21 protein-coding genes and 1 pseudogene are annotated in these 19,000 nt (G+C 69.0%); 8 read left to right on the plus strand and 14 right to left on the minus strand.

Annotated elements, in window-relative coordinates; all coding sequences use genetic code 11:
- Positions 1 to 531: pseudogene (locus Aple_RS51850) on the minus strand (hypothetical protein); the annotation flags it as partial.
- Between the two features lie 353 nt (positions 532 to 884).
- A complete protein-coding gene (locus Aple_RS05380; protein ID WP_155343337.1) occupies positions 885 to 1,100 on the minus strand; it encodes a hypothetical protein in 216 nt (71 codons plus the stop codon).
- 159 nt (positions 1,101 to 1,259) lie between these two features.
- On the opposite strand from Aple_RS05380, the gene Aple_RS05385 reads away from it, so the two are divergent.
- Positions 1,260 to 1,547 carry a hypothetical protein gene (locus Aple_RS05385; protein WP_155343338.1) on the plus strand — a complete coding sequence of 96 codons (288 nt, stop codon included), beginning with the start codon at positions 1,260 to 1,262 and terminating at the stop codon, positions 1,545 to 1,547.
- Positions 1,548 to 1,631: 84 nt separating this feature from the next.
- Here the strand turns inward: Aple_RS05385 and Aple_RS05390 are convergent, their stop codons facing one another.
- The 4 genes from Aple_RS05390 to Aple_RS05405 form a co-directional block, all read right to left on the minus strand.
- Positions 1,632 to 2,198, minus strand: coding sequence for a hypothetical protein (locus Aple_RS05390; RefSeq protein WP_155343339.1), 567 nt, complete (start codon positions 2,196 to 2,198; stop codon positions 1,632 to 1,634).
- Positions 2,199 to 2,631: 433 nt separating this feature from the next.
- On the minus strand, positions 2,632 to 2,823 hold the full coding sequence (locus Aple_RS05395) for a hypothetical protein (RefSeq protein WP_155343340.1): 192 nt from the start codon (positions 2,821 to 2,823) through the stop codon (positions 2,632 to 2,634).
- The gene (locus tag Aple_RS05400; RefSeq protein WP_155343341.1) at positions 2,820 to 3,032 is read right to left on the minus strand and encodes a hypothetical protein; all 213 of its coding nucleotides are present in this window, start codon (positions 3,030 to 3,032) and stop codon (positions 2,820 to 2,822) included. Before Aple_RS05400 ends, Aple_RS05395 begins: the two co-directional genes overlap by 4 nt.
- A gap of 41 nt (positions 3,033 to 3,073) precedes the next feature.
- The gene (locus tag Aple_RS05405; protein ID WP_155343342.1) at positions 3,074 to 3,262 is read right to left on the minus strand and encodes a hypothetical protein; all 189 of its coding nucleotides are present in this window, start codon (positions 3,260 to 3,262) and stop codon (positions 3,074 to 3,076) included.
- A gap of 227 nt (positions 3,263 to 3,489) precedes the next feature.
- Here Aple_RS05405 and Aple_RS05410 point away from each other — a divergent pair, with 227 nt between their 5' ends.
- On the plus strand, positions 3,490 to 4,281 hold the full coding sequence (locus Aple_RS05410) for a GntR family transcriptional regulator (protein ID WP_155343343.1): 792 nt from the start codon (positions 3,490 to 3,492) through the stop codon (positions 4,279 to 4,281).
- 536 nt (positions 4,282 to 4,817) lie between these two features.
- On the opposite strand, the gene Aple_RS05415 is transcribed toward Aple_RS05410, so the two are convergent.
- From Aple_RS05415 to Aple_RS05445, 7 genes are all read right to left on the minus strand, one after another.
- The gene (locus Aple_RS05415; protein ID WP_218038118.1) at positions 4,818 to 5,177 is read right to left on the minus strand and encodes a site-specific integrase; all 360 of its coding nucleotides are present in this window, start codon (positions 5,175 to 5,177) and stop codon (positions 4,818 to 4,820) included.
- A 64-nt stretch (positions 5,178 to 5,241) separates the two neighbouring features.
- Positions 5,242 to 5,925, minus strand: a complete 684-nt coding sequence (locus Aple_RS05420) for an HAD family hydrolase (RefSeq protein ID WP_155343345.1) — start codon at positions 5,923 to 5,925, stop codon at positions 5,242 to 5,244.
- Complete coding sequence (locus tag Aple_RS05425) at positions 5,922 to 7,007, minus strand: ABC transporter ATP-binding protein (RefSeq protein ID WP_155343346.1); 1,086 nt, start codon at positions 7,005 to 7,007, stop codon at positions 5,922 to 5,924. The genes Aple_RS05420 and Aple_RS05425 overlap by 4 nt, the downstream gene beginning before the upstream one ends.
- A 2-nt stretch (positions 7,008 to 7,009) precedes the next feature.
- Entirely contained in the window at positions 7,010 to 8,311 is a 1,302-nt protein-coding gene (locus Aple_RS05430; RefSeq protein WP_170321295.1) for an extracellular solute-binding protein, read from the minus strand.
- A gap of 65 nt (positions 8,312 to 8,376) precedes the next feature.
- Positions 8,377 to 9,198: a carbohydrate ABC transporter permease gene (locus tag Aple_RS05435; protein ID WP_218038119.1), complete on the minus strand. Its 822-nt coding sequence runs from the start codon at positions 9,196 to 9,198 to the stop codon at positions 8,377 to 8,379.
- Positions 9,195 to 10,094 carry a carbohydrate ABC transporter permease gene (locus Aple_RS05440; protein ID WP_218038120.1) on the minus strand — a complete coding sequence of 300 codons (900 nt, stop codon included), beginning with the start codon at positions 10,092 to 10,094 and terminating at the stop codon, positions 9,195 to 9,197. The genes Aple_RS05435 and Aple_RS05440 overlap by 4 nt, the downstream gene beginning before the upstream one ends.
- 14 nt (positions 10,095 to 10,108) lie before the next feature.
- Positions 10,109 to 10,984, minus strand: coding sequence for a MurR/RpiR family transcriptional regulator (locus tag Aple_RS05445; RefSeq protein WP_155343442.1), 876 nt, complete (start codon positions 10,982 to 10,984; stop codon positions 10,109 to 10,111).
- 148 nt (positions 10,985 to 11,132) lie between these two features.
- Between Aple_RS05445 and Aple_RS05450 the strand changes: the two genes are divergently transcribed.
- The 4 genes from Aple_RS05450 to Aple_RS55450 all read left to right on the plus strand — a co-directional run bounded on the left by Aple_RS05450 (position 11,133) and on the right by Aple_RS55450 (position 14,409).
- Positions 11,133 to 12,272 carry a CehA/McbA family metallohydrolase domain-containing protein gene (locus Aple_RS05450; protein ID WP_155343349.1) on the plus strand — a complete coding sequence of 380 codons (1,140 nt, stop codon included), beginning with the start codon at positions 11,133 to 11,135 and terminating at the stop codon, positions 12,270 to 12,272.
- 637 nt (positions 12,273 to 12,909) lie between these two features.
- Positions 12,910 to 13,722, plus strand: coding sequence for a hypothetical protein (locus tag Aple_RS05455; protein WP_155343350.1), 813 nt, complete (start codon positions 12,910 to 12,912; stop codon positions 13,720 to 13,722).
- Entirely contained in the window at positions 13,719 to 14,096 is a 378-nt protein-coding gene (locus Aple_RS05460) for a GntR family transcriptional regulator (protein ID WP_155343351.1), read from the plus strand. Before Aple_RS05455 ends, Aple_RS05460 begins: the two co-directional genes overlap by 4 nt.
- 190 nt (positions 14,097 to 14,286) lie before the next feature.
- Entirely contained in the window at positions 14,287 to 14,409 is a 123-nt protein-coding gene (locus Aple_RS55450) for a hypothetical protein (protein ID WP_281361525.1), read from the plus strand.
- Here Aple_RS55450 and Aple_RS05465 read toward each other — a convergent pair whose 3' ends face one another.
- Positions 14,410 to 15,843, minus strand: coding sequence for an AAA family ATPase (locus tag Aple_RS05465; RefSeq protein WP_155343352.1), 1,434 nt, complete (start codon positions 15,841 to 15,843; stop codon positions 14,410 to 14,412).
- Positions 15,844 to 16,194: 351 nt separating this feature from the next.
- Between Aple_RS05465 and gdhA the strand changes: the two genes are divergently transcribed.
- Positions 16,195 to 17,541 (plus strand): NADP-specific glutamate dehydrogenase, encoded by a 1,347-nt coding sequence (gene gdhA / locus Aple_RS05470; protein WP_155343353.1) that lies wholly within the window; start codon positions 16,195 to 16,197, stop codon positions 17,539 to 17,541.
- Positions 17,542 to 17,888: 347 nt separating this feature from the next.
- Complete coding sequence (locus Aple_RS05475) at positions 17,889 to 18,746, plus strand: hypothetical protein (protein ID WP_218038122.1); 858 nt, start codon at positions 17,889 to 17,891, stop codon at positions 18,744 to 18,746.
- Positions 18,747 to 19,000: the final 254 nt, after the last annotated feature.

The raw sequence follows: 19,000 nt of genomic DNA on the forward strand, positions 1-19,000 counted from the left end.
CACCGCGGCCGCCGCCTCCGTACGCGCCTGCTCGATCGCGGCCGCAGCATCGGCGTGTGCGGCGGCGATCAGCTGCTCGGCGTCCCGGTGCGCCTGGCCGATGCCGGCGTCCCGCTCGGCGCGGGCCTGCTCGATCGCGGCCGCCGCCTCGGCCCGGATCTGATCGGCCTCGACGCGCAGCTGCTCGCGCGCCGCGGCGAGCTCGTCGACGGCCTGGGCGCGGGCGGCCTCGGCCGCCTCGGCGCGGGTGATCGCGTCTTCGGCGACCTGGTCGGCCTCCTCGGCCTGGGCGTGGGCCTCGGCGGCGGCCGCGGTGGCCGAGCGCGTGAGGCGTTCGGCCTGAACGGCGCGGGACTCTGCGGCCGCGATCTGCTCGGCCGCGGTCGCGTGCACGGCCTCCACCTCGGCCTCGGCCACCTCCGGGTCCGCCACGGTGGTCAGCTCGTTCACCACGCGGGTCATCTGGTCGATCAGCCGCTCGGCCGTCTGCTGCGCGCCGGCGAGCAGGTCGGCGGCGCGCGCCTTGCTCATGGTCACGGCACGGCCGGAATCGTCGGGCAGGGCAGGCTGGCCGGCCAGCGCGCGGCGGCGGCTCAGCGCGGTCTGCGCGGTGTGCCCTGGGTCGGCGCAGTAGGCCGGTCGGCGGCCCGTGCCCGAGCCGGGCTCGGGCGCGTTCTCGCATCCGGGGTAGCGGCGTCACCCCGTCGACGGTTTCGGGGGCGGGGGTGCTCATCGGGATCTCCTCGGGGGATTTCATTCGCTGCGGTGCGAACGAAATGAATGGAACGAAACGAAACGAATGAAATGAAAGTGGATAGTTGAAGTTTCAACATCATTGCCGGTGGGGCGAGGCCCGGCCCCGGGGTGGGGCCGGGCCCTGGCGGTCAGCCGCCCAGGACGATCGCGCGCAGTTCCGCCCAGCGGGGGTCGGTGTCGTGGGTGATGAAGAGCTCGGCGTACGCCCTGGCCTGCTCGACCGTCCCGCGGTAGGAGACCTGGCGGAGGAACTCGCCGTTGCGGTGCAGGTTGACGATCTGGCGGCCGATGCCGGGGAGGATGCGCTCGGCGGGGATCTGGGCGGTGGTGGCGGTGGTGTTCATGTCTGGCTCCGTTTCGTTTCGTTCCTTGCTGTTGAGACAACTGTACCCGATTCCGTGCACTAGCGGTACCGTTTTCTGTGCATTGAGGGCAACCGTTACGATGCTGTGATATTCGGGAAATGGGTTGCCTAACTGCACAGAATTCGGTACAGTCATCTCATGCAAGCAGACCTGACCGACATCGTGGGCTACGTCGAGATCGCGGCCCGGGCGCGCGACCAGTACGGCGTCGACATCCCCATCGAGACGGTGCGCTCCTGGGAGAAGCGGCGCGCGGCCTGGGACAAGGGCGGTCGCCTGCAGCGCAGCGCGGCCCGTCCCAGCCACGAGCCGCTCCCCGACCCGGCCATACCGGCGGTCAACGGGTCGCCGGCCTGGCTGTGGTCGACGGCCATCGCGCCCTGGCTGGAGCGGACCGGCAAGGTCACGCCGTCGGCCGAGGCGTAGTAGACGCTTGTCTAAATCCCCGATGGTCCCCGCTCCCGGTGGGGAGCGGGGACCCCGTTCTGTTGCGCCGCGACGGCGGCCGGTCTATGCAGCCCGGACGGCAGTTGAAATTTCAACTATCACCCTTCGCGCCGTCGTCTCGTCGCCGGCGAGCTTCGCGGCCAGATACGCGCGTACCGTGTTGGCCGTGCCCTGGCCGCATCCCAGGGCCTTCATCACCGCCCGGAAGGTCGGGAGCTCGCCCCGGTCCAGGAGCGGGCGGAAGGTAGCCGCGGCCTGGCGGTAGATCACAGGCACACGGCGCCGCTGCGGGTCCACGCGTAGCCGGCGACGTACCCCGGCGCGGGGCACCCCGGATACATCCGTAGTCGCGGCCGGTGCGGTCCGGGCGGCCAGCGCGGCGTGCAGGGTGGCGATCGCGTCGCCGGCTTCCTCGGCCGCCACGTCGGCGGCCGCCGACATCGCGGCGCGGGCCCGGGCCAGATCGGCGGCCGCGAGCTCGGCGGCGCGGGACTGCGCCATCCGGGCCACCCGCCGCGCGGCCGCGACCGCCCGGGCCAGCAGCACCACGGCGAGGACCAGGAGGAGGACGACGGCGAGGCCGGGCAGCCACACGGCGGCCGGGATCGTCGGGAGCGTGAGGTCAGGCATAAGGATCTCCGGGGGTGGAGCAAGTCGTTCGGGTGGGTGGGGGCGTATCCGCCGCCTCACCATCGGCGGACACACATACTCAGCAGCCGGATACGTTCCGCAGCTGCGGGCCAGATCCCCGGAGTGCGCCCGGACGGGATCGGCTCGGCCGACAGTACACGTACCCGGTGGCGGATACACGCGTATCCGCCGCATTCCTTGGGGGTGGGGTGCCCTCGCCCCCGGCACGCGGTGAGGGAGGCGAGGGCCATCCCCGCACTGCCGGGGTGGATCTTCCGGACGGCCGTGTGGGGAAGTGGGGGGACGGGCAGCCCTTGCCCTGCCGATATGTCTCAAGCAAGGGCTGCCCACCCGTCCGCCGGTACCCCCCAGCAGCGGCGGGCGGGTTGGATGGGGCACGATCCGCGGCGGGGGCACACGGACCGTGCCCCGGTCATAGGGGAGCCTGGCGCTGCCGCCGGCCGTCGATGATCACCTGAAGGATGTCCAGGCCCTCAGCGCAAGTGACGACCCCGCCTCGTTCAGACCAGCCGCCGCAGTCACCGTGGCCCAGATCGTGCAGCACTTCGTCGATCCCGAATTCGGCATGCTCAGGGCGCCCGAGCACCAGTTTGGGGAGCCTCATCGCGCCCTCCCCGCCAAGAGGTCCGCCCACAACCGCTCGGCGACGTCCCGGACAGCGTCGGGGCTCTCGTGGACCTCCCGAAGTCGGCCCTGAACGTAGGTGAGGCGGCGCACAACGTAGGTGTCGCCGGAGACACACAGCTCGTACTCCATGCCACCGCCGTCGACGGCGCGGGCACGGATATGGGCCTGGCCATGGCGGGGGTTCATCCAAGTGATGGGCTGTGCGTCAGGGGCGGCCGGGGCGACGGTCACGGCCGCTCCCGAAGCCGGTCGTGCATGTCAATGGCGTCGGCGGCTGTCACCTTAGCGCCGCCCTTGCGGGCGGTCCACGGCTGGCCAGCCCACGGCCGACCGGGGGTGATGGCCCAGTCGGGGTGTAGGTCGGCCAGTGTGCGCTGGTTGCGTTCGATCACTTGCTCGCGGGTCAGTTCGCTCACGCTGGCTCCCGTCCGGGGGTGGCAATAAGCGGGCGGTTGGGCCGGGTGCACCAGGGCTGGAGCCCCAGGTGGGACGAAGTTAAGGGGCGGGCGGGAGTGTTCACGGGCACAGCCTTTCCAATCCGCCGATCGCTGTTAGCCTAGACTCAAATGGCATACCAAGTATGTGAATCCGAACCTGGTATGTCAATGCATACCAACTAGAGCGTGATTCTGGAGGGGCAGCTATGGCACGGGGCAACGGCGAGGCCGCAGCTCGAAAGGTGCCCGCGTACGTGCGGATCGCCAGCGAGCTCCGCGAGAAGATCAAGGCGGGGACGCTGTCTGCTGAGGATCCCGTGCCCAGCGCGGCGGCGATCTGCGACAAGTACGACGTCAGCATGATCACGGCCAAGAGCGCGCTCAACCTGCTCAGGACCGAAGGGCTCGTCTACGGCATCCCCGGGAAGGGCACCTACGTCGCGCGCATCCGCAAAATGATCCGGACCGCGCCGCACAGGTATTTCGAAGGGCGGGCGCGCACTTACGTTCACGAGGCCGAGCGCGCGGGCCTGGTGCCGGAGGCGGAGCACGAAAGCCGGATCATGGACGCGTCGGATTGGGTCGCGCAGCGGCTCGACATCGCCCCCGGCGAGCCCGTCATGACCACCGACTACCGGGTCTTCGCTGAGGGCCGGCCCATGAGCATGTCTACGTCGTGGGAACCGCTCTCCATCACCAGCGGGACGCTGATCGAGCACCCCCACGAGGGCGAGCATGCCGAGAGCGGCCTAAACGCGCGGTTCGCAGCCATTGGTTGGACCATCGCACAGGTCGAGGAGCACCTGATCTTCAGGGTTCCCACGCCGGAGGAGACTGCCGCCCTCATCATCCCGGACGGCGTGCAGGTCATAGAGATCAGGCAGACCGTCCGCGCTATCCAGGACGGGACCGACAACCTCGTGCCCGTTGAGGGCGCGGACATCGTGATCCCCACGGACAGGTACGAGCTCCGCTACTTGATGGACCGGCCCAGCTGACGGACCATGTGAGGATGGCCGACTCGGAGGAAAGTGACGTTGTCTCGTTCGGCGAACCAGTCGAGCTACGTCCTGGAGGGTGCCCGCATTGCGGTACACACTTCGTGACGGCTAGCGCACCCTCGTGTTGGAACTGCGGGAATCAGCTCGGATCAGCGCAAGTTCCTGCTGATCCGAGCGACGAGCCTCATGGATCCTGACCGCCGCCACTCCGTGAGCCCTCACGCATGATCATCGAGAGCCTCGGGCGCGAGAAGCGTCCGGGGCTCTCGCATTGCCGGGCTCCTCGTTTTGGGTGATGAGTGGGTGATCGCGAGCCGTCTGGGATGCGCTCCACTCGTCTCAGCGAGTCTCACGTATGCCCGCTGAACAGGCCGGATACCATTGCTACTGATCAACAAGAAGCCCGGAAACGCCTTGTAAACAGAAGGTCTGGGGTTCGATTCCCCAAGGCGGCTCCGCAGGTCAGAGGCCCATTGCGATCATCGCAATGGGCTCCTTCGATCTTCATACAGCAGCGAAATACAGCAACGCCATCAGCCGGAGTCAATGCTCTGGTTCAGCGGTTCGAGCGCCCTGCGGGTCTCTGGGCTGGCGATCTGGGTGTAGACGCCCATCGTCACCGAGATCTGCGAGTGGCGGAGGATGCGCATCGCCACGCGCGGGTGCACGTCGAGGGCGGCCAGCAGCGAGGCGCAGGTGTGCCGGGTGTCGTGAACCCTGATTCGAGGAACGGCGGCCTTTCGACAGTGAGCCTCGAAAGCGCGATTGAGATTGCGCGGCTCGATCGGCTTTCCATTCTTTGTGGTGAAGACGAGATCCGAAGCGTGCCATTTCTCGCCCGCCGCTTCCCTGGCCGTTTCCTGAACGAGCAGACGATGTTTGAGCGCCGTCACACAAAGGCCGATCAGCGGGAGCGAGTTGTCCGAGTTTTCCGTGAAGCGCGCTGGCGGCCTAGCGCTAGCGCGCCGCGCCGCCTTCCGCCGCACCGCCAGGATCGCGGAAGATCAGGCCGATGAGTTCGCGCAGGTCGCCGACGATCGCGGTCGCGCCAGCCGCCACCAGCCGCGAGACGCCGGTGTATCCGTCGGCCACGCCGATCGGGACGTAGCCGGTGGCGAGCGCGCTATGAATGTCGTGAACGGTGTCGCCCACGTAGTACGCCCGCTGGGCCGTCCCCCGCCGTGCGCGCAGCGCGCGGGCCTTGTCCGGCACCGCGGTGTCGATCGTGGCGAACGGCGTGGGCACGCCGATCCGCAGCAGATCCGTCTCGATCACCTGGGCGGCGGCCGCGGACACGATCCCCAGGGTGGCGCCCCGGGAGGCCAACTGCCCGAGCCCTTCCACGAGGCCGTCGCGCGGCCGCGCCACCCGCCGGGCGACCGCGGCGTTCCACTCCGACTCCGCGTCGGCCGCCTCCGACCGCCGGACCCCGAGCGCGGCGAACATTTCGGCCATCGGTAGCCGGAATCGTACGGCGAAGTCGCCCGGACTCAGGGCCGCCAGCCCTCGCGCGCGCAGCACGTCGTTGAGCGCGTCGCGGGCTCGCGCGGTGTCGAGCACCAGCGTCCCGTTCCAGTCGAACAGCACCAGTAGCCCAGCCGCGGGTACAGGCGTAGGGACGGGCGCGGGCGGCTCGGTCATCGGCGGCACACCACGACCCCCGCGTCGTCCAGTCCCCCCAGGTGTCGGCCGGTCCGCTGGGAGAACACGCGCACGGCCCCTGGCGGCGCCGATGCGGTGATCCGCGTCCCCGGCGCCGGGGTGGCGGTGCCGGCGGGGCAGCGGATCGCGATCGCCTCGCCCCGATCGGTCCTCATCCGTACGACCCGGTCGACCCCAGTGGGCTCGACGAGCACGACGAGCCCGCTCACCGGCCACGCGTCGGCGGCCGGCTCGGCGAGGGTCAGGTGCTCGGCGCGTACCCCCAGGGTGACACTCTCGCTCGCCTTGACTTGGACCGCGTCGAACGAGGACTCGCCCTCGGACTCGACGGGCAGCAGGTTCATCGGCGGGCTGCCGACGAACCCGGCGACGAACAGCGAGTCCGGGTGGTCGTAGAGATCGTCCGGTGTGCCGACCTGTTCGATCTTCCCCTCGTTGATCACAGCGATCCGGTCGGCCATCGCCATCGCGTCGAGCTGGTCGTGGGTCACGTTGAGGGCCGTGGCGCCCACCTGCCGCAGCATGGCCGCGATCTCCACCCGAAGCGCGGCATGCAGCTGCGCGTCCAGGCCGGACAGCGGCTCGTCGAGCAGGACGACGCCGCTGCGCCGAGCCAGGGCACGGGCCAGGGCGATGCGCTGCCGCTGGCCGCCGGACATCTGGCGCGGCTTGCGGGCGAGCAGGTGCTCCACTCGCATCACGGTGGCGACCTCGCGGGCCCGCGCCTCGGCGGCGCTCTTGGACAGGCCGAGCCCGTACCGGAGGCCGGTGGTGATGTTGCCCATCGCCGTCATGTGCGGGTACAGCGCGAACTGCTGGAAGACGATCGCGCAGTCCCGCCGGTGGGCCGGGATCCCGCGTTGGGAGACGCCGCCGAACGCCACGTCGCCGGCGTCCGGCGTCTCCAGGCCGGCGATGATTCGCAGCAGCGTGGACTTCCCCGAGCCCGACGGGCCCAGGACGGCGACGTTCTCGCCGTCCTGGACGGTGAGGCCGATGCCGTCGAGGGCCAGGACCTCGCCGAAGGTTTTGCGGATCGCGGTGATCTCGACCGTGGGCATGGCTACCCCGAGACCAGGCTGTCGATGGCCCGTACCGCGGTCTGGATCGTCGGCCCCGCGTCGGCCCCGGACTGCAGCCGCTGCGCCATCGTGCGGAAGGCGTCCACGATCTGGCCGGTCACCTCGCCGCGCCGCCATCCGCCCCAGGGCGTCAGCTCGCGGTCGTAGCCCCAGGCGTACTTGGTCTGAGGGGTCGCCGCGTCGCTGGCGAGCAGCCGTTCGGCGGCGGCCGAGTCGACCGGGATGTAGCTGTAGGCCGTGCCGCTCGCCGCCATCACCCCGTCGGTGGACAGCAGGTCTCCGATCATGGTGTTGGCGAACGCGGCCCGGCACGGGTCGTCGCTGAGCACGAGCCACCCGTTGCCCCCGGCGGGCATGGGACCACGCTGCCCGTTGACGGTGGGCAGGTCCACCGGCATCCACTCGAACGAGTCGCCGATGCTCTTCTGCAGCCCCGCGATGCCGGCGCTCGACGTCATCAGGAACGCCGCGGTCCCGCCCGCGAACGCCGCCTGGCTGTCGGCGTCCATGACGATCCCCAGTTCGAGGCCCTCTCGCTTGAGCCGGCTCCACAGGGAGATCGCGTCACCGCCGAGCTTGTCCCCGAACGCGGGGCGGCCGTCGCCGGTGACGAACGTTCCGCCCGCACCCTGGACGAACCCCTGGCTCAGCCAGTCCGGGATGTTGTACGTCGCCACGGTCACCGACGGACGGCGGGTCATGGCGGTCACCTTGCGGGCGGCCGCGATCAGGTCGTCGTAGGTGCGGATGCCGGCGGCGTCGCCCGCGCCCGCCTTGCGGAGCAGTGTCTGGTTGACGGCCATCATCGGCACCGAGACCTGGGCCGGAGCCACGTACACCTTGCCGTCGAGGGTGCCCGCGCTCAGGAACTGCTTGCGATATGTGGCCGGAAGCGCGGCGGCGTCGATCGGCGCGGGCTTGTACTGCTCCGTCCAGAACCGGATCTGGCCGAGCCCCGAGATGATCAGGTCGGGACGCTTGCCCACCGCGATGTCGGCCACCACAGCCCGGGTGAACTCGTCGTATGTCTTGGTCTGAAGCGCATTGACATTGATTTTGAGGTTCGGGTACCGCGCTGCCATGCGCTGCTTGGCGACGGCGACCGCCTCGGTGGCGGGCGGCTGGTGGCTGATCGTGAGGGTGGACTTCGCCGGGTCGCACTTGGCGACGTCCGTCGGGGCCGCCACCTGCGTCGCAGCCGGTCCGGACCCCGAACCGCAGCCGGCGAGCAGCAGCGATCCGGCGGTGAGCGCCGACAGGGCGGGTAAGAGGCGTCTGCGCATGGCGAGTTCTTTCTTGTCTGAACGGTCTGAACGATCGCGGGGCGGTGGGGTGGAGGAGTGGCCGGTCATTCGGTGATCTCGGTACCGCTCATCCCGTGGACGAACTGCCGCTGGGCGAGCAGGAACAGCACGACGATGGGCGCGGTGACGATCACCGCGCCGGCGGTCAGGGCGGGGTAGTCGTAGCCAACGTCGGCCTGCTGGAAGGCGGCCAGCGCCAGCGGCGGGGTACGCAGCTCCGCGCTGCGCACCGCGAGCAGCGGCCACAGGTACTCGTTCCAGTGCGCGAACACCGAGAACACGCTGAACGCCGCGATCCCCGGGGCCGCGATCGGGATCACGACGCTGGTCAGCCTGCGTACGTGGCCGAGCCCGTCGGCGCGGGCGGCGTCGAGCAGAGCGTCGGGAATCGACATGATCTGCTGCCTGATCAGGTAGATCCCGAAGGTGCTGGTGCAGAACGGGAGGATCAGGCCCGAGATCGAGTCGGCGATCCCCAGCACGTTCACGCCGACGAACAGCGGGATCAGCGTCACCTGGCTCGGCACCAGCAGCCCGCCCAGCACCAGGGTCAGCGCGACGCCGGTCGCGCGGTTACGCACCTTGGCCAGCACGTACGCGGCGGGCACGCAGGTCACCAGTTGCAGCGCGAGGATGCCGAGCGTCTGGACCAGGCCGACGACCATGGCCCGCCCCAGCTCGCCGGACGTCCAGGCCCGCCCGTACCCCGACAGATCGATGCGCGTCGGCACCCACGAGATCCCCTGCGAGAAGGTCTCGTCGGCCGGCGCGACCGAGGTGCGCACCATCCAGTAGAACGGAAACAGCGACACGGCGACGGCCCCGCAGATGGCCACGATCACGGCCGCGCGCGACAGAATCCTCATCGCCCCCACCCCGACAGGGTCCGGCGCTGCAGCACACCGACCGCGATCAGCACGACGAGCAGCAGGAACGCCAGCGCGGAGGCCGTGCCGAGGTCGAAGTACCCGAAGCCGATCCGCCAGGTCATGGTCAGGACGGTCTCTGTGGACCCGAGCGGCCCGCCCCCGGTCATGACGCTGACGGTGTCGAAGACCTGTACGGAGTTGAGGATCGCCAGCACCGCCGCGAACACGGCCGTCGGCCGGATCATCGGCAAGGTGATCAGCACGAGCTTGCGCAGCCCCCGGATCCCCTCGGCCCGCGCCGCCTCGTCGATGGTGGCGGGCAGGGTGGCCAGCCCGGCGACGAAGACCAGCATGGTCAGCGACGCGGTACGCCACACCCCGACCAGCGCGACGACGTACAGGGCGGTCCCCGGCTCCCCGAGCCAGTTCACCGGTGCCACTCCCACGACGGCGAGCACCTGGTTGACGAACCCTCCGGGATAGCTGAACATCCAGGCGTACACCACCGAGATCGCGACCAGGTTGGCCGTCATGGGCAGCAGCAGCGCGGTCCGGACCAGCGGCCTCCTCCGCCCGGCGGCGTTGGTGAGCAGCGCCAGCCCGAGCCCGAGTACCAGGCTCGGCACGATGGTGATCGCGCTGTAGACGATGGTGTTCCCGATGGCCTGTCGCACGGCCGGGTCGTCGAGTGCGCGGCCGAAGTTGTCCAGGCCGACGAAGGTCCACGCCCCGCCGGTGAGCGGCACCCGGAACAGGCTCGCGACCAGCGACAGCACCGCGGGGATCAGGACGAACAGCGTGACGCCCGCGGCGGCCGGGGCCATCAGCAGCATCGGGACGAGCCCCTCGCGCCGCATCGAGCGCCGGGTGCCGTCGCCGGGGCTCCGTTTCACGTTCACCCTCATCGCTAGATCCGATGCTCGATGAGGACGTCCTCGGTCATGGCCAGCCCCGCCGCGCTGCGCGGATGCTGCAGCGCGATCGCCACGTAGAGCGCGTCGAGCACGGCCAGGTGCACGATCCTGCTGGCCATGGCCTCCACCCGGTACGACGTCTCGGCGCTGCCGGCGACCAGGCTGAGATCGACGAGTTCGGTCAGCGGCGAGGACGCGAAGCTGGTGAGCGCCACGGTCGCGGCGCCGGAGTCCTTGGCGGCGCGCGCCACGGCAAGCGTCTCGAAGGTCGAGCCGGTGTGGCTGATCGCGAACAGCAGGTCCCGCGGCCCGAGCATACGCGCGGTCACGTGCTGGATGTGCACGTCGGCCACGTACGTGGCCGGGATGCCGAGCGTGGTCAGCCGGTAGGCGATGTCCTGCGCGAGGGGCGCCGACGTGCCGACCGCCCCCAGCAGCACCCGGTCGGCGTCCATGACGCGGCGGGCGATCGCGGCGAGCACGTCCGAGTCGAGGGCCTCCGCGGTACGCAGCAGCGCGGTGGACGTGCCGCCAAGGATCTTCCGGACGATCGCGTGCGCGTCGTCGTCCTTGGCGATGTCGCTGTGCATCCGCGCGGGCGCCGGGATGGACTGACTGGCGAGCGTGATCTTCAGCTCCTGGTAGCCGCGCAGCCCGAGGCCCGTGCAGAGCCGTACGACGGTGGCCGCGGAGGCGTCCGCGCTCTGGGCCAGTTGGGAGACCGATTGGTGGATGACGCCGAGCGGGTCGCGCAGGATCGCGTCCGCAACGCGCCGCTCGGCAGGGCTCAGCCTGCCGAGCGCCGCGCGCAGCCGTTCCAGGATCGGCGCGGTACGCCCGGCGGTCGGGGAAGCCGCCTCCAGCGGCATGCCAGTCACGGGACCGACGCTAAGGACCGGTTATGAACCCGGGGGAACCGGAGACCGAACGGTGAACGAAATTTCCGTCCGACATGCCGTAATGAAATTTCATACCGCCTAAATTGTGTGGCGCACCCCACTCAGGAAGGCGACTGCGATGACCTCCCCCGAACCCCCCGAGCGCTGGTACCGCGGCAACACCCACACGCACACCAGCGCCCCGCCCGCGTCGGACGCCAACGGAAGCCCGCGGTTCGCGGCCGACTGGTACCGCCGGCGCGGGTACGACTTCCTGTTCATCACGGATCACGAGCACCTCACCGACGTCTCCGCGCTCAACTCCCCATCCGGCGATGGCGATTTCCTCGTGCTGCCCGGTCAGGAGATCACCCAGATGATCCGCGACGAGACCCACCCCCACGGCGTGCGGCAAAGCCACATCAACGGGCTCGGCACCGACCGCGTCATCCTGCCGGTGGGCTACCCAGAACTCCCCCCGGACCTGGACGCGCTCTGGCGCGCGTGCCCGCCCGGCGGCCGGGAGGCACTCTTCGAGCGCAGGCCCGACATCGCCGCCGTCTTCGCGACCTATCCGGCCGGGGGCCATTCGCTGGCGTCGACCTTTCACCGCAACGTCGCCGAGATCCGTGCTGCGGGCGGCATCCCCCAGATCAACCACCCCAACCTGCACTGGTCGGTACGCCTGTCCGACCTGATGGACCTGCCGGATCCGTACCTGATGGAGGTCTGGAATGCCTTCTCCATCGCCGGAAACCTCGGCGGCGTGAGCGATTCGGGCCACCGCGCGCCCTCCACCGAATGCCTGTGGGACGAACTGCTGAGCGCCGGCAAGGTGGTGTGGGCTGTGGCGAGCGACGACGTCCACGAGTACGAGGATCTCGGCAACCGCGACGCGCCCACTCCCGGCAAGGCCTGGATCGTCGTCCGGGCGGCCTCCCTCAGCCGCGAGTCCATCATGGGCGCACTGCTGCGCGGCGACTTCTACGCCTCCACCGGAATCGTGATTGACGGCTACCGCGCGGATCCCGGCGCGATGGAGATCACCCTGGCGCCTCTTCCCAGCTGGCGCGGGGTCAAGTTCCCCGCACTGACCCGCTTCACCACCCGGTTCACCGGCGCGGGCGGCCGCCTCCTGGCGGAAGGGCACGGTGCCGCCCCCCGGTACGAGATCCGCGGCGACGAGGGCTACGTCCGGGCCACCATCACCGACGGCGACGGCCGCCGCGCCTGGACCCAGCCGGTGTTCCTCGACGGGAGAGCCGCCACGACCGGATGACGCCCGCTATCGGGGAACGGTATCGGGCCGCGCACTCCTGGCTGGGACCAGCATCGGGCCCTTCGTGGCCAGGGAGAGCTCGAAAAGTCGAGTGCAAGAACGGCTCCGCGTACTCACTCGCCGCCAGAGTAGCCCCGCGTATTGGGGCTTGGTGGAGGGTTGCTGTACAGCAACCGATACAGCAACGCCCGCTCTTATAGCCTGACAGGAACTGTCCAGAAACGACGTCTGAGCAGGACATCAAGGGCTTGACCTGGGCCGCGCCTCTCTCTTGTAAACAGAAGGTCTGGGGTTCGATTCCCCAAGGCGGCTCCGCAGGTCAGAGGCCCATTGCGATCACCGCAATGGGTCTTTCGATCTTCATGCAGCAGCGAAATACAGCAACGCCATCAGCGGGTGTTCCCGGCGGTCGAGGCCGCCGTTCGGCGCGATGCTCGCGGGGCTCGGCCGTTCGGGTGCGCATCCCGGGGAGGAGCCGTGGTCGGCGCTGGCTGTTGTCCACTTGATGAGTCCACCGTGACGGCCGCCGCGGAGCTGGGGCTCGGGCCACCGGGACGACGAGAGTCCACGGGGCGTTGACTTTGTCGCAAGGAATGACGCATTCTATTGCTACAAAGCTTGCGACAAAGGAGGCGCTATGACCCGCGAACCGCTACCGGACACCGGCCCGCCGACGCGCACGACCGATCTGCGCATGGCGGGCGAGTGGCTGGCCCACCACGACCTGGCCGACACCCACCCGACCCCGCTGCTCGCCAGCCGGCTGGCGGTCCGCAGACGCGCCCGCCTGGCCACTTACGTCATCCTGGCCGCGCTGATCATCGTGAGCGCCCTCGCCGCCACTTCCGCCTTCGGCGGCCTCCAGCCGCATCACCCGCTGCCGCTGCTCGCCCTGACCGCGTCGGTTGCCGGGCTACTGCTGGCACAGTCCCTGCTCGACCGGTGGGTGCGACGCGTCGACCAGCGGGCGGGCGCGACGCTGTCCCGCAGGGCCGCCCATCTGATCCAGCCCGGCTGGCGGGCCGTGCTCGGCCGGCCGTACGCGGTCTTCGCGGTTGTCACGTCCGTCGGCGCGATGGTGCTGGCCGCAAGCGCCCTGGCCGTACCCGACCCCACCGTGCGGCAGCTGGCCGTCGTCGTGCTGATCGGCCTGCTCGGCGCTACGGCCATCACCGCCATGCAGCTGCGCCACCTGCTCAGGCACCCGGTCGTGGCGGAGGACGAGGAGTCGCTGACCGCCGACCTCATCATGCGCGTCGAAGACGCCCGCGAGCTCACCACGCCGAACGTGCAGTGGTCGCTGCCGGTGGTGCTGTTCGGCACCGCGCCCGGCTGGTGGAACGCCGCCGCGTTCGCCTACATAATCCTGAGCCTGGCCGCGTGCATCGCGCTCCATGCCAGAACGCCGTCGATCGCGACGGTGGCCCAGCGGGCCATGAGCGCCCGATGATCATCATCGATGCGGCCTCGCCGGTACCGCCGTTCGAGCAGCTGCGGGCCCAGCTCGCCCGGCAGATCCAGGACCGCACGCTGGCCGTGGGCGCCCGGCTGCCGACCATCCGCCACCTGGCGGCCGACCTCGGCCTGGCCGTCAACACGGTCGGCCGGGCCTACCGGGAACTGGAGGAGGCGGGGCTGATCGAGACGCGCGGGCGGGCGGGCTCGTTCGTGTCGGCCGCCGGCGAGGAAGGCCGGGAGCGGGCCCGCCGGGCCGCCGCCGACTACGCCGCCGTGATCGCGAGCGTCGGCATCGACGCGGCCGAAGCGCTCCGCATCGTACAGGCGGCTCTGACGTCTGGCGCGGCAGCACCGGCCTCGTCATGACCGCCCCGCCGATGAATACCCGCGTTCGGATGGCGCTACGGTGATCCACGGCCCTGGGCGGGGGGAAGCCGACCCGGGGCCTTCACGCCGAGCGGGCGTCGGTAAGGACCAGGAGCTGCTCTAGGAATTCCTGGCAATGTCGGCGCACTCGCGGCATGCCTTGTCCAGGTCAGAGGACCACGCCTGCTGCTTGTCTTCCCAGCGAATAAGCCTGCGTAACACGGGTGCCGCCGCAGCCCACGGTGACCACCTGGTCTTCATCGACGCCGACGTGGAGTTCAAGGAGACCAAGGGCGAGCTGGAGGACAAGTGATCAAGCGTAGAGGTCGTCAAGTGTGATCAGGCGCACGTCGTTCCCTGGTTCGGCGCCGAGTTCCGGGGTGAATCCAGCGCCCGAATAACACGTGAGCGCCGTGTCGCGGGTGTCGTATCCCTTGGCCGTGAGCAGGTCGCGCGCACGCCGGAGCCGGGCCACATGCTCGGCTCCCATGAGCCTGTCCCACTTGACCTCGCCCAGTGAGAGAACCCGTCGCGGGCGTCCGTGATCCGCGGGCGCCAGAACAGCGACATCGACCTGGATCTGCGTGCGGTTGGCGGGATCGGGTACGACTCCGCTCCCCACCTCACCGGCCGCTGCATCGGCATGCAGGGCGTACTCGCGGCAGAGCACCTCGACATGGGGGCCGACGACCTGAGACAGGAAGCGTGCCCTGCTTCCCCGCCACACCGTCGCCGCGTCCCCGCGCTCCAGTCGCGCCCACTCCCTGACCATGATCGCCTGATAGAAGGTGATGAGCGGTTCGGCCACCCGGTAGTAGCTCCGGTTCGGCCGGAAGAGATCGCGCTCTTTGACCAGGAGATGGCTGTCTTCCAGGACGCGGAGCGGGTGCGCGATCTCGTTGGACTTCCGCCCCACGTAGCCGGCGATCCCTCCCGACGTCGTGTTGCCGTCGGCGACGGCGGCGAGGACGGAGTGGTAGAGCGACGGGTCGCGGATCTCGGTCTCCTCCGCCAACAGGTAGCGCGCCTCCCTGAACAACGGGACCTCGGCGTTCAGCACGGATCTGATCACCCAGTCGTCGAAATCCGCCGGTCCGGCCGGGATATCGCCACGGACGAACTCCTTCCGGTAGGCCGGTGTCCCACCCACCACCGCGTGGACCTGGGCTGCCAGACGCGGGTCGCTGATCCCCCAAAAGCGGGCGGCCTGGCGGTAGTCGAAGGGCCTGATGAGCATTTCCAGTCCCGCGCGTCCGCGTAGCGGAGCCGTACCGGACAACAACCCGCCCATCACCGACATCGCTGAACCGCAGAGCAGCACCCTGGCCGTGCTGGTGGCTCCGGAGCCGCCAGGACCCAGCTCCCGCTGGATGATCGAGGGAAGCTCCGGGGATGCCTTGACAAGATATGGAAACTCGTCAAGAACGACAGGCACCGCCCGATCGCGCACGACACCGAAGAGGTAAGGGATGGCGTCGATCCAATCGCGGAAGGCCGGAACAGGCGCGCCGGTGAATCTGATCAGTTCGTCCGCGAAGAGGCGCAACGCCACTGCCTCCGTCACCTCAAGCGCGGGGAAGTAGATGCCGCCCATGCTGCTCGCCAATGCCTGCAGGAGATAACTCTTCCCTTGGCGGCGGCGGCCGCTCACCACACCGAGCCGAGCTCCAGGGCTCACTTCCGAGGCGAACGAGACCAGGCCCGCCCACTCTCGCTCACGGTCGAACACATGCTGGGGCTTCTGCATGCTCGAAGTATACTTGACCGAACTAAAGTTGACTCAACCGCACTTCACCATCTCTGGCGAGTCTTTGCGCCGGCCCACGGAGGCGTTGCCATACCCGTCCGCGTTGCCCCCTCCAGCGAAACAGCGCCCTGTTCGTTCTCATTGCGACGCCGTCTGGCCCGCCGGTACTGCGGCATGGCTGAGTTGGACGTTGCGGGTCGCGGTCAGCAGGACCGTGCGAGTCGCATGTTTCCAGCTTGTTTCGGGCCTTCTCTAACATGGCATCAAACGGTGACCGATATCCTCGGGTGGGACGCCGCCAGCGTTGTCGGCACTTGTCATGGTCGATCCCCCGATTGAAGGAGTGACCGCGTGCCGGTCCTTGGCGAGAAGCTGTACGACATCTACGACGAGGTGCTGCGCCGCAACCCCGGGGAAACCGAGTTCCACCAGGCCGTACATGAGGTGCTGGACAGTCTCGGGCCAGTCGTCGCCAAGCACCCGCAGTACGCGGACGCGGCCGTCATCCAGCGCCTGTGCGAACCCGAGCGGCAGATCATCTTCCGGGTTCCGTGGGTGGATGACGCCGGTCGGGTCAACATCAACCGGGGGTTTCGGGTCGAGTTCAACTCGGCTCTCGGGCCGTACAAGGGAGGTCTGCGGTTCCACCCCAGCGTCTACCTCGGGATCGTCAAGTTCCTCGGCTTCGAGCAGATCTTCAAGAACGCGCTCACCGGGATGCCGATCGGCGGCGGAAAGGGCGGCTCCGACTTCGACCCCAAGGGCCGCTCCGACGGCGAGGTCATGCGCTTCTGCCAGTCATTCATGACTGAGCTGTACCGGCACATCGGCGAGTACACCGACGTCCCGGCGGGCGACATCGGCGTCGGCGGCCGTGAGATCGGCTACCTGTTCGGCCAGTACAAGCGAATCACCAACCGGTACGAGTCGGGCGTCCTCACCGGTAAGGGCCTGGCCTGGGGCGGCTCCCAGGTCCGTACCGAGGCCACCGGCTACGGCACCGTCTACTTCGTCGACGAGATGCTCAAGACCGACGGCCGGTCCTTCGACGGCAAGCGGGTCGTCGTCTCCGGCTCGGGCAACGTGGCCATCTACGCCATCGAGAAGGTCCACCAGCTCGGCGGCGCCGTCGTCGCCTGCTCCGACTCCAGCGGGTACGTCGTCGACGACAAAGGCATCGACCTCGACCTGCTCAAGGAGATCAAGCAGGTGCGGCGCGGGCGAATCCAGGAGTACGCGGAAGCCCGCGACGACGCCCAGTTCGTATCGGCTCGCACCGTCTGGGGCGTCCACTGCGACATCGCCCTACCCTCCGCCACCCAGAACGAACTCAATGGCGCGGACGCGCTCACCCTGATCAAGAATGGGTGCCAGATCGTCGCGGAAGGCGCCAACATGCCCACCACCCCCGACGCCGTCAAACTGTTCGCCGAAGCCGGCGTGCGCTTCGCCCCCGGCAAGGCCGCCAACGCCGGCGGGGTCGCCACCAGCGCCCTGGAGATGCAGCAGAACGCCTCCCGCGACTCCTGGACCTTCGAGCACACCGAGGAGCGCCTCGCCCACATCATGCGCGGCATCCACGACCGCTGCCTGCAGACCGCCGACGAGTACGGCACCCCCGGTAGCTACATCGCCGGAGCCAACATCGCCGGTTTCACCCAGGTCGCCGAAGCCATGCTGGCCCTGGGCGTCATCTGACCGACCACCGAGGTCGTGCGGGGCAGGTGAACCGCTCGATTCCTTGAGAGGATCGAGTCATGGCACGTCCGTCCGTACCCTCCCGAGCTTCGTGAGCGCGCGGTGCGCATGGCCGCAGTCGATTGCACCACGCCGCCGACGCGCGGGTGACTGTAGAAGGAGCTCTGATGGTACGGACTACCCCGCTGCGACCGGTTGACATCGCTTCCATATTCCCCGAGTTGGCCCCGCTGGCAAGGCAGGCGGTTCGGCTGCACCCACGCCCCGGAATACCGACGCCTTACGAGAGTTCCATCGGTGGCCCGCTGCTCTGGCCCGCGAACGAGAAGTGGCCGGTCTGCACGGAAATGCACGATGATTCGGAACTGCCGGTGTCGCTGGACGACGTGCGTAGGCGTCGTGCCCTGCTGGAAGCAGCATGGCTTCGCCCCCGTGGCCCTAAGGAGAACCTGCTCTCCCAGGAGGAGCGGGCCCTATTGGACACATTGCAAGCAGGTCACCCTTCGGACGGCGAGCCGAACGCCCTACTGCCCGTCGCGCAGCTCTATCTGCGCGACATCCCAGGGCTGCCCTGCCCCGATGGGGCGGATCTGCTCCAGGTGTTGTGGTGTCCCCTCGACCACGAAACCTCACTGCCTGCGGCCTACCTGGTGTGGCGGGACGCAGCGAGCGTCGTCGATCCTCTGGTCAGCCCGCCCGAGCCGGCCGATGTCGATCACTACGGCAACTACGTCCCCGAACCTTGCATCCTTCACCCGGAGCCCGTCATCGAGTATCCGGCTCCGCACGAGTTGCCAGAAGACCTCCTGGACCGTCTCGCTGTCTGGGCCCGCGCGGAATGGACCAAGAGCCACCCGGAGGATGAAGACCATGGAAGTGGCGACGCTTACTACCAGTATGAGCTGTCGGTTGCCCCCGGATGGAAGCTCGGCGGATGGGGGCCATGGAGCTTCAGCGACCCATGGCCCATGCTCTGCGCCACCTGCAAGACCGAATGCCGACCGCTACTGACCGTCAGCTCCGGTGAATGGGACGGTGGGAGCGGAAGCTGGATTCCCCTCGAAGACCGCGTACCGCCGGCTGGACCAGTTGGCCTCCGCGAGCCCTCCGACCCTCCGATGGTCTCCATCGGCCGCGGCTACAACATGCAGATCTACATCTGCCCGGTGTCGTTCGACCACCCGCATCTGGAGAACATGCAGTGAGTCCTCTCGGCCTGCCCGCTTCCCCGTAGGGCGCTTGTTTGGGGTGCACTGGGGGCCACATCGCAGTGGAAACTGGTGGCAAGCGGTGGCAAAGAACGGAAGTGTTTTCGCAGGTTGCCTGTGGTTCAGAGCGAATCCGTGCAGGTAGGGGGAAGAGACCGCTGCCCGCGTCACAGCCGAGCACGATCCCGCTGCCCGCCGTCTCCGGTAGCACAGACCCGCCCCGTGCGCGGGAGGCAGGCCAGGACCGGCTG

The organism is Acrocarpospora pleiomorpha (assembly GCF_009687885.1).
Taxonomy (GTDB): domain Bacteria; phylum Actinomycetota; class Actinomycetes; order Streptosporangiales; family Streptosporangiaceae; genus Acrocarpospora; species Acrocarpospora pleiomorpha.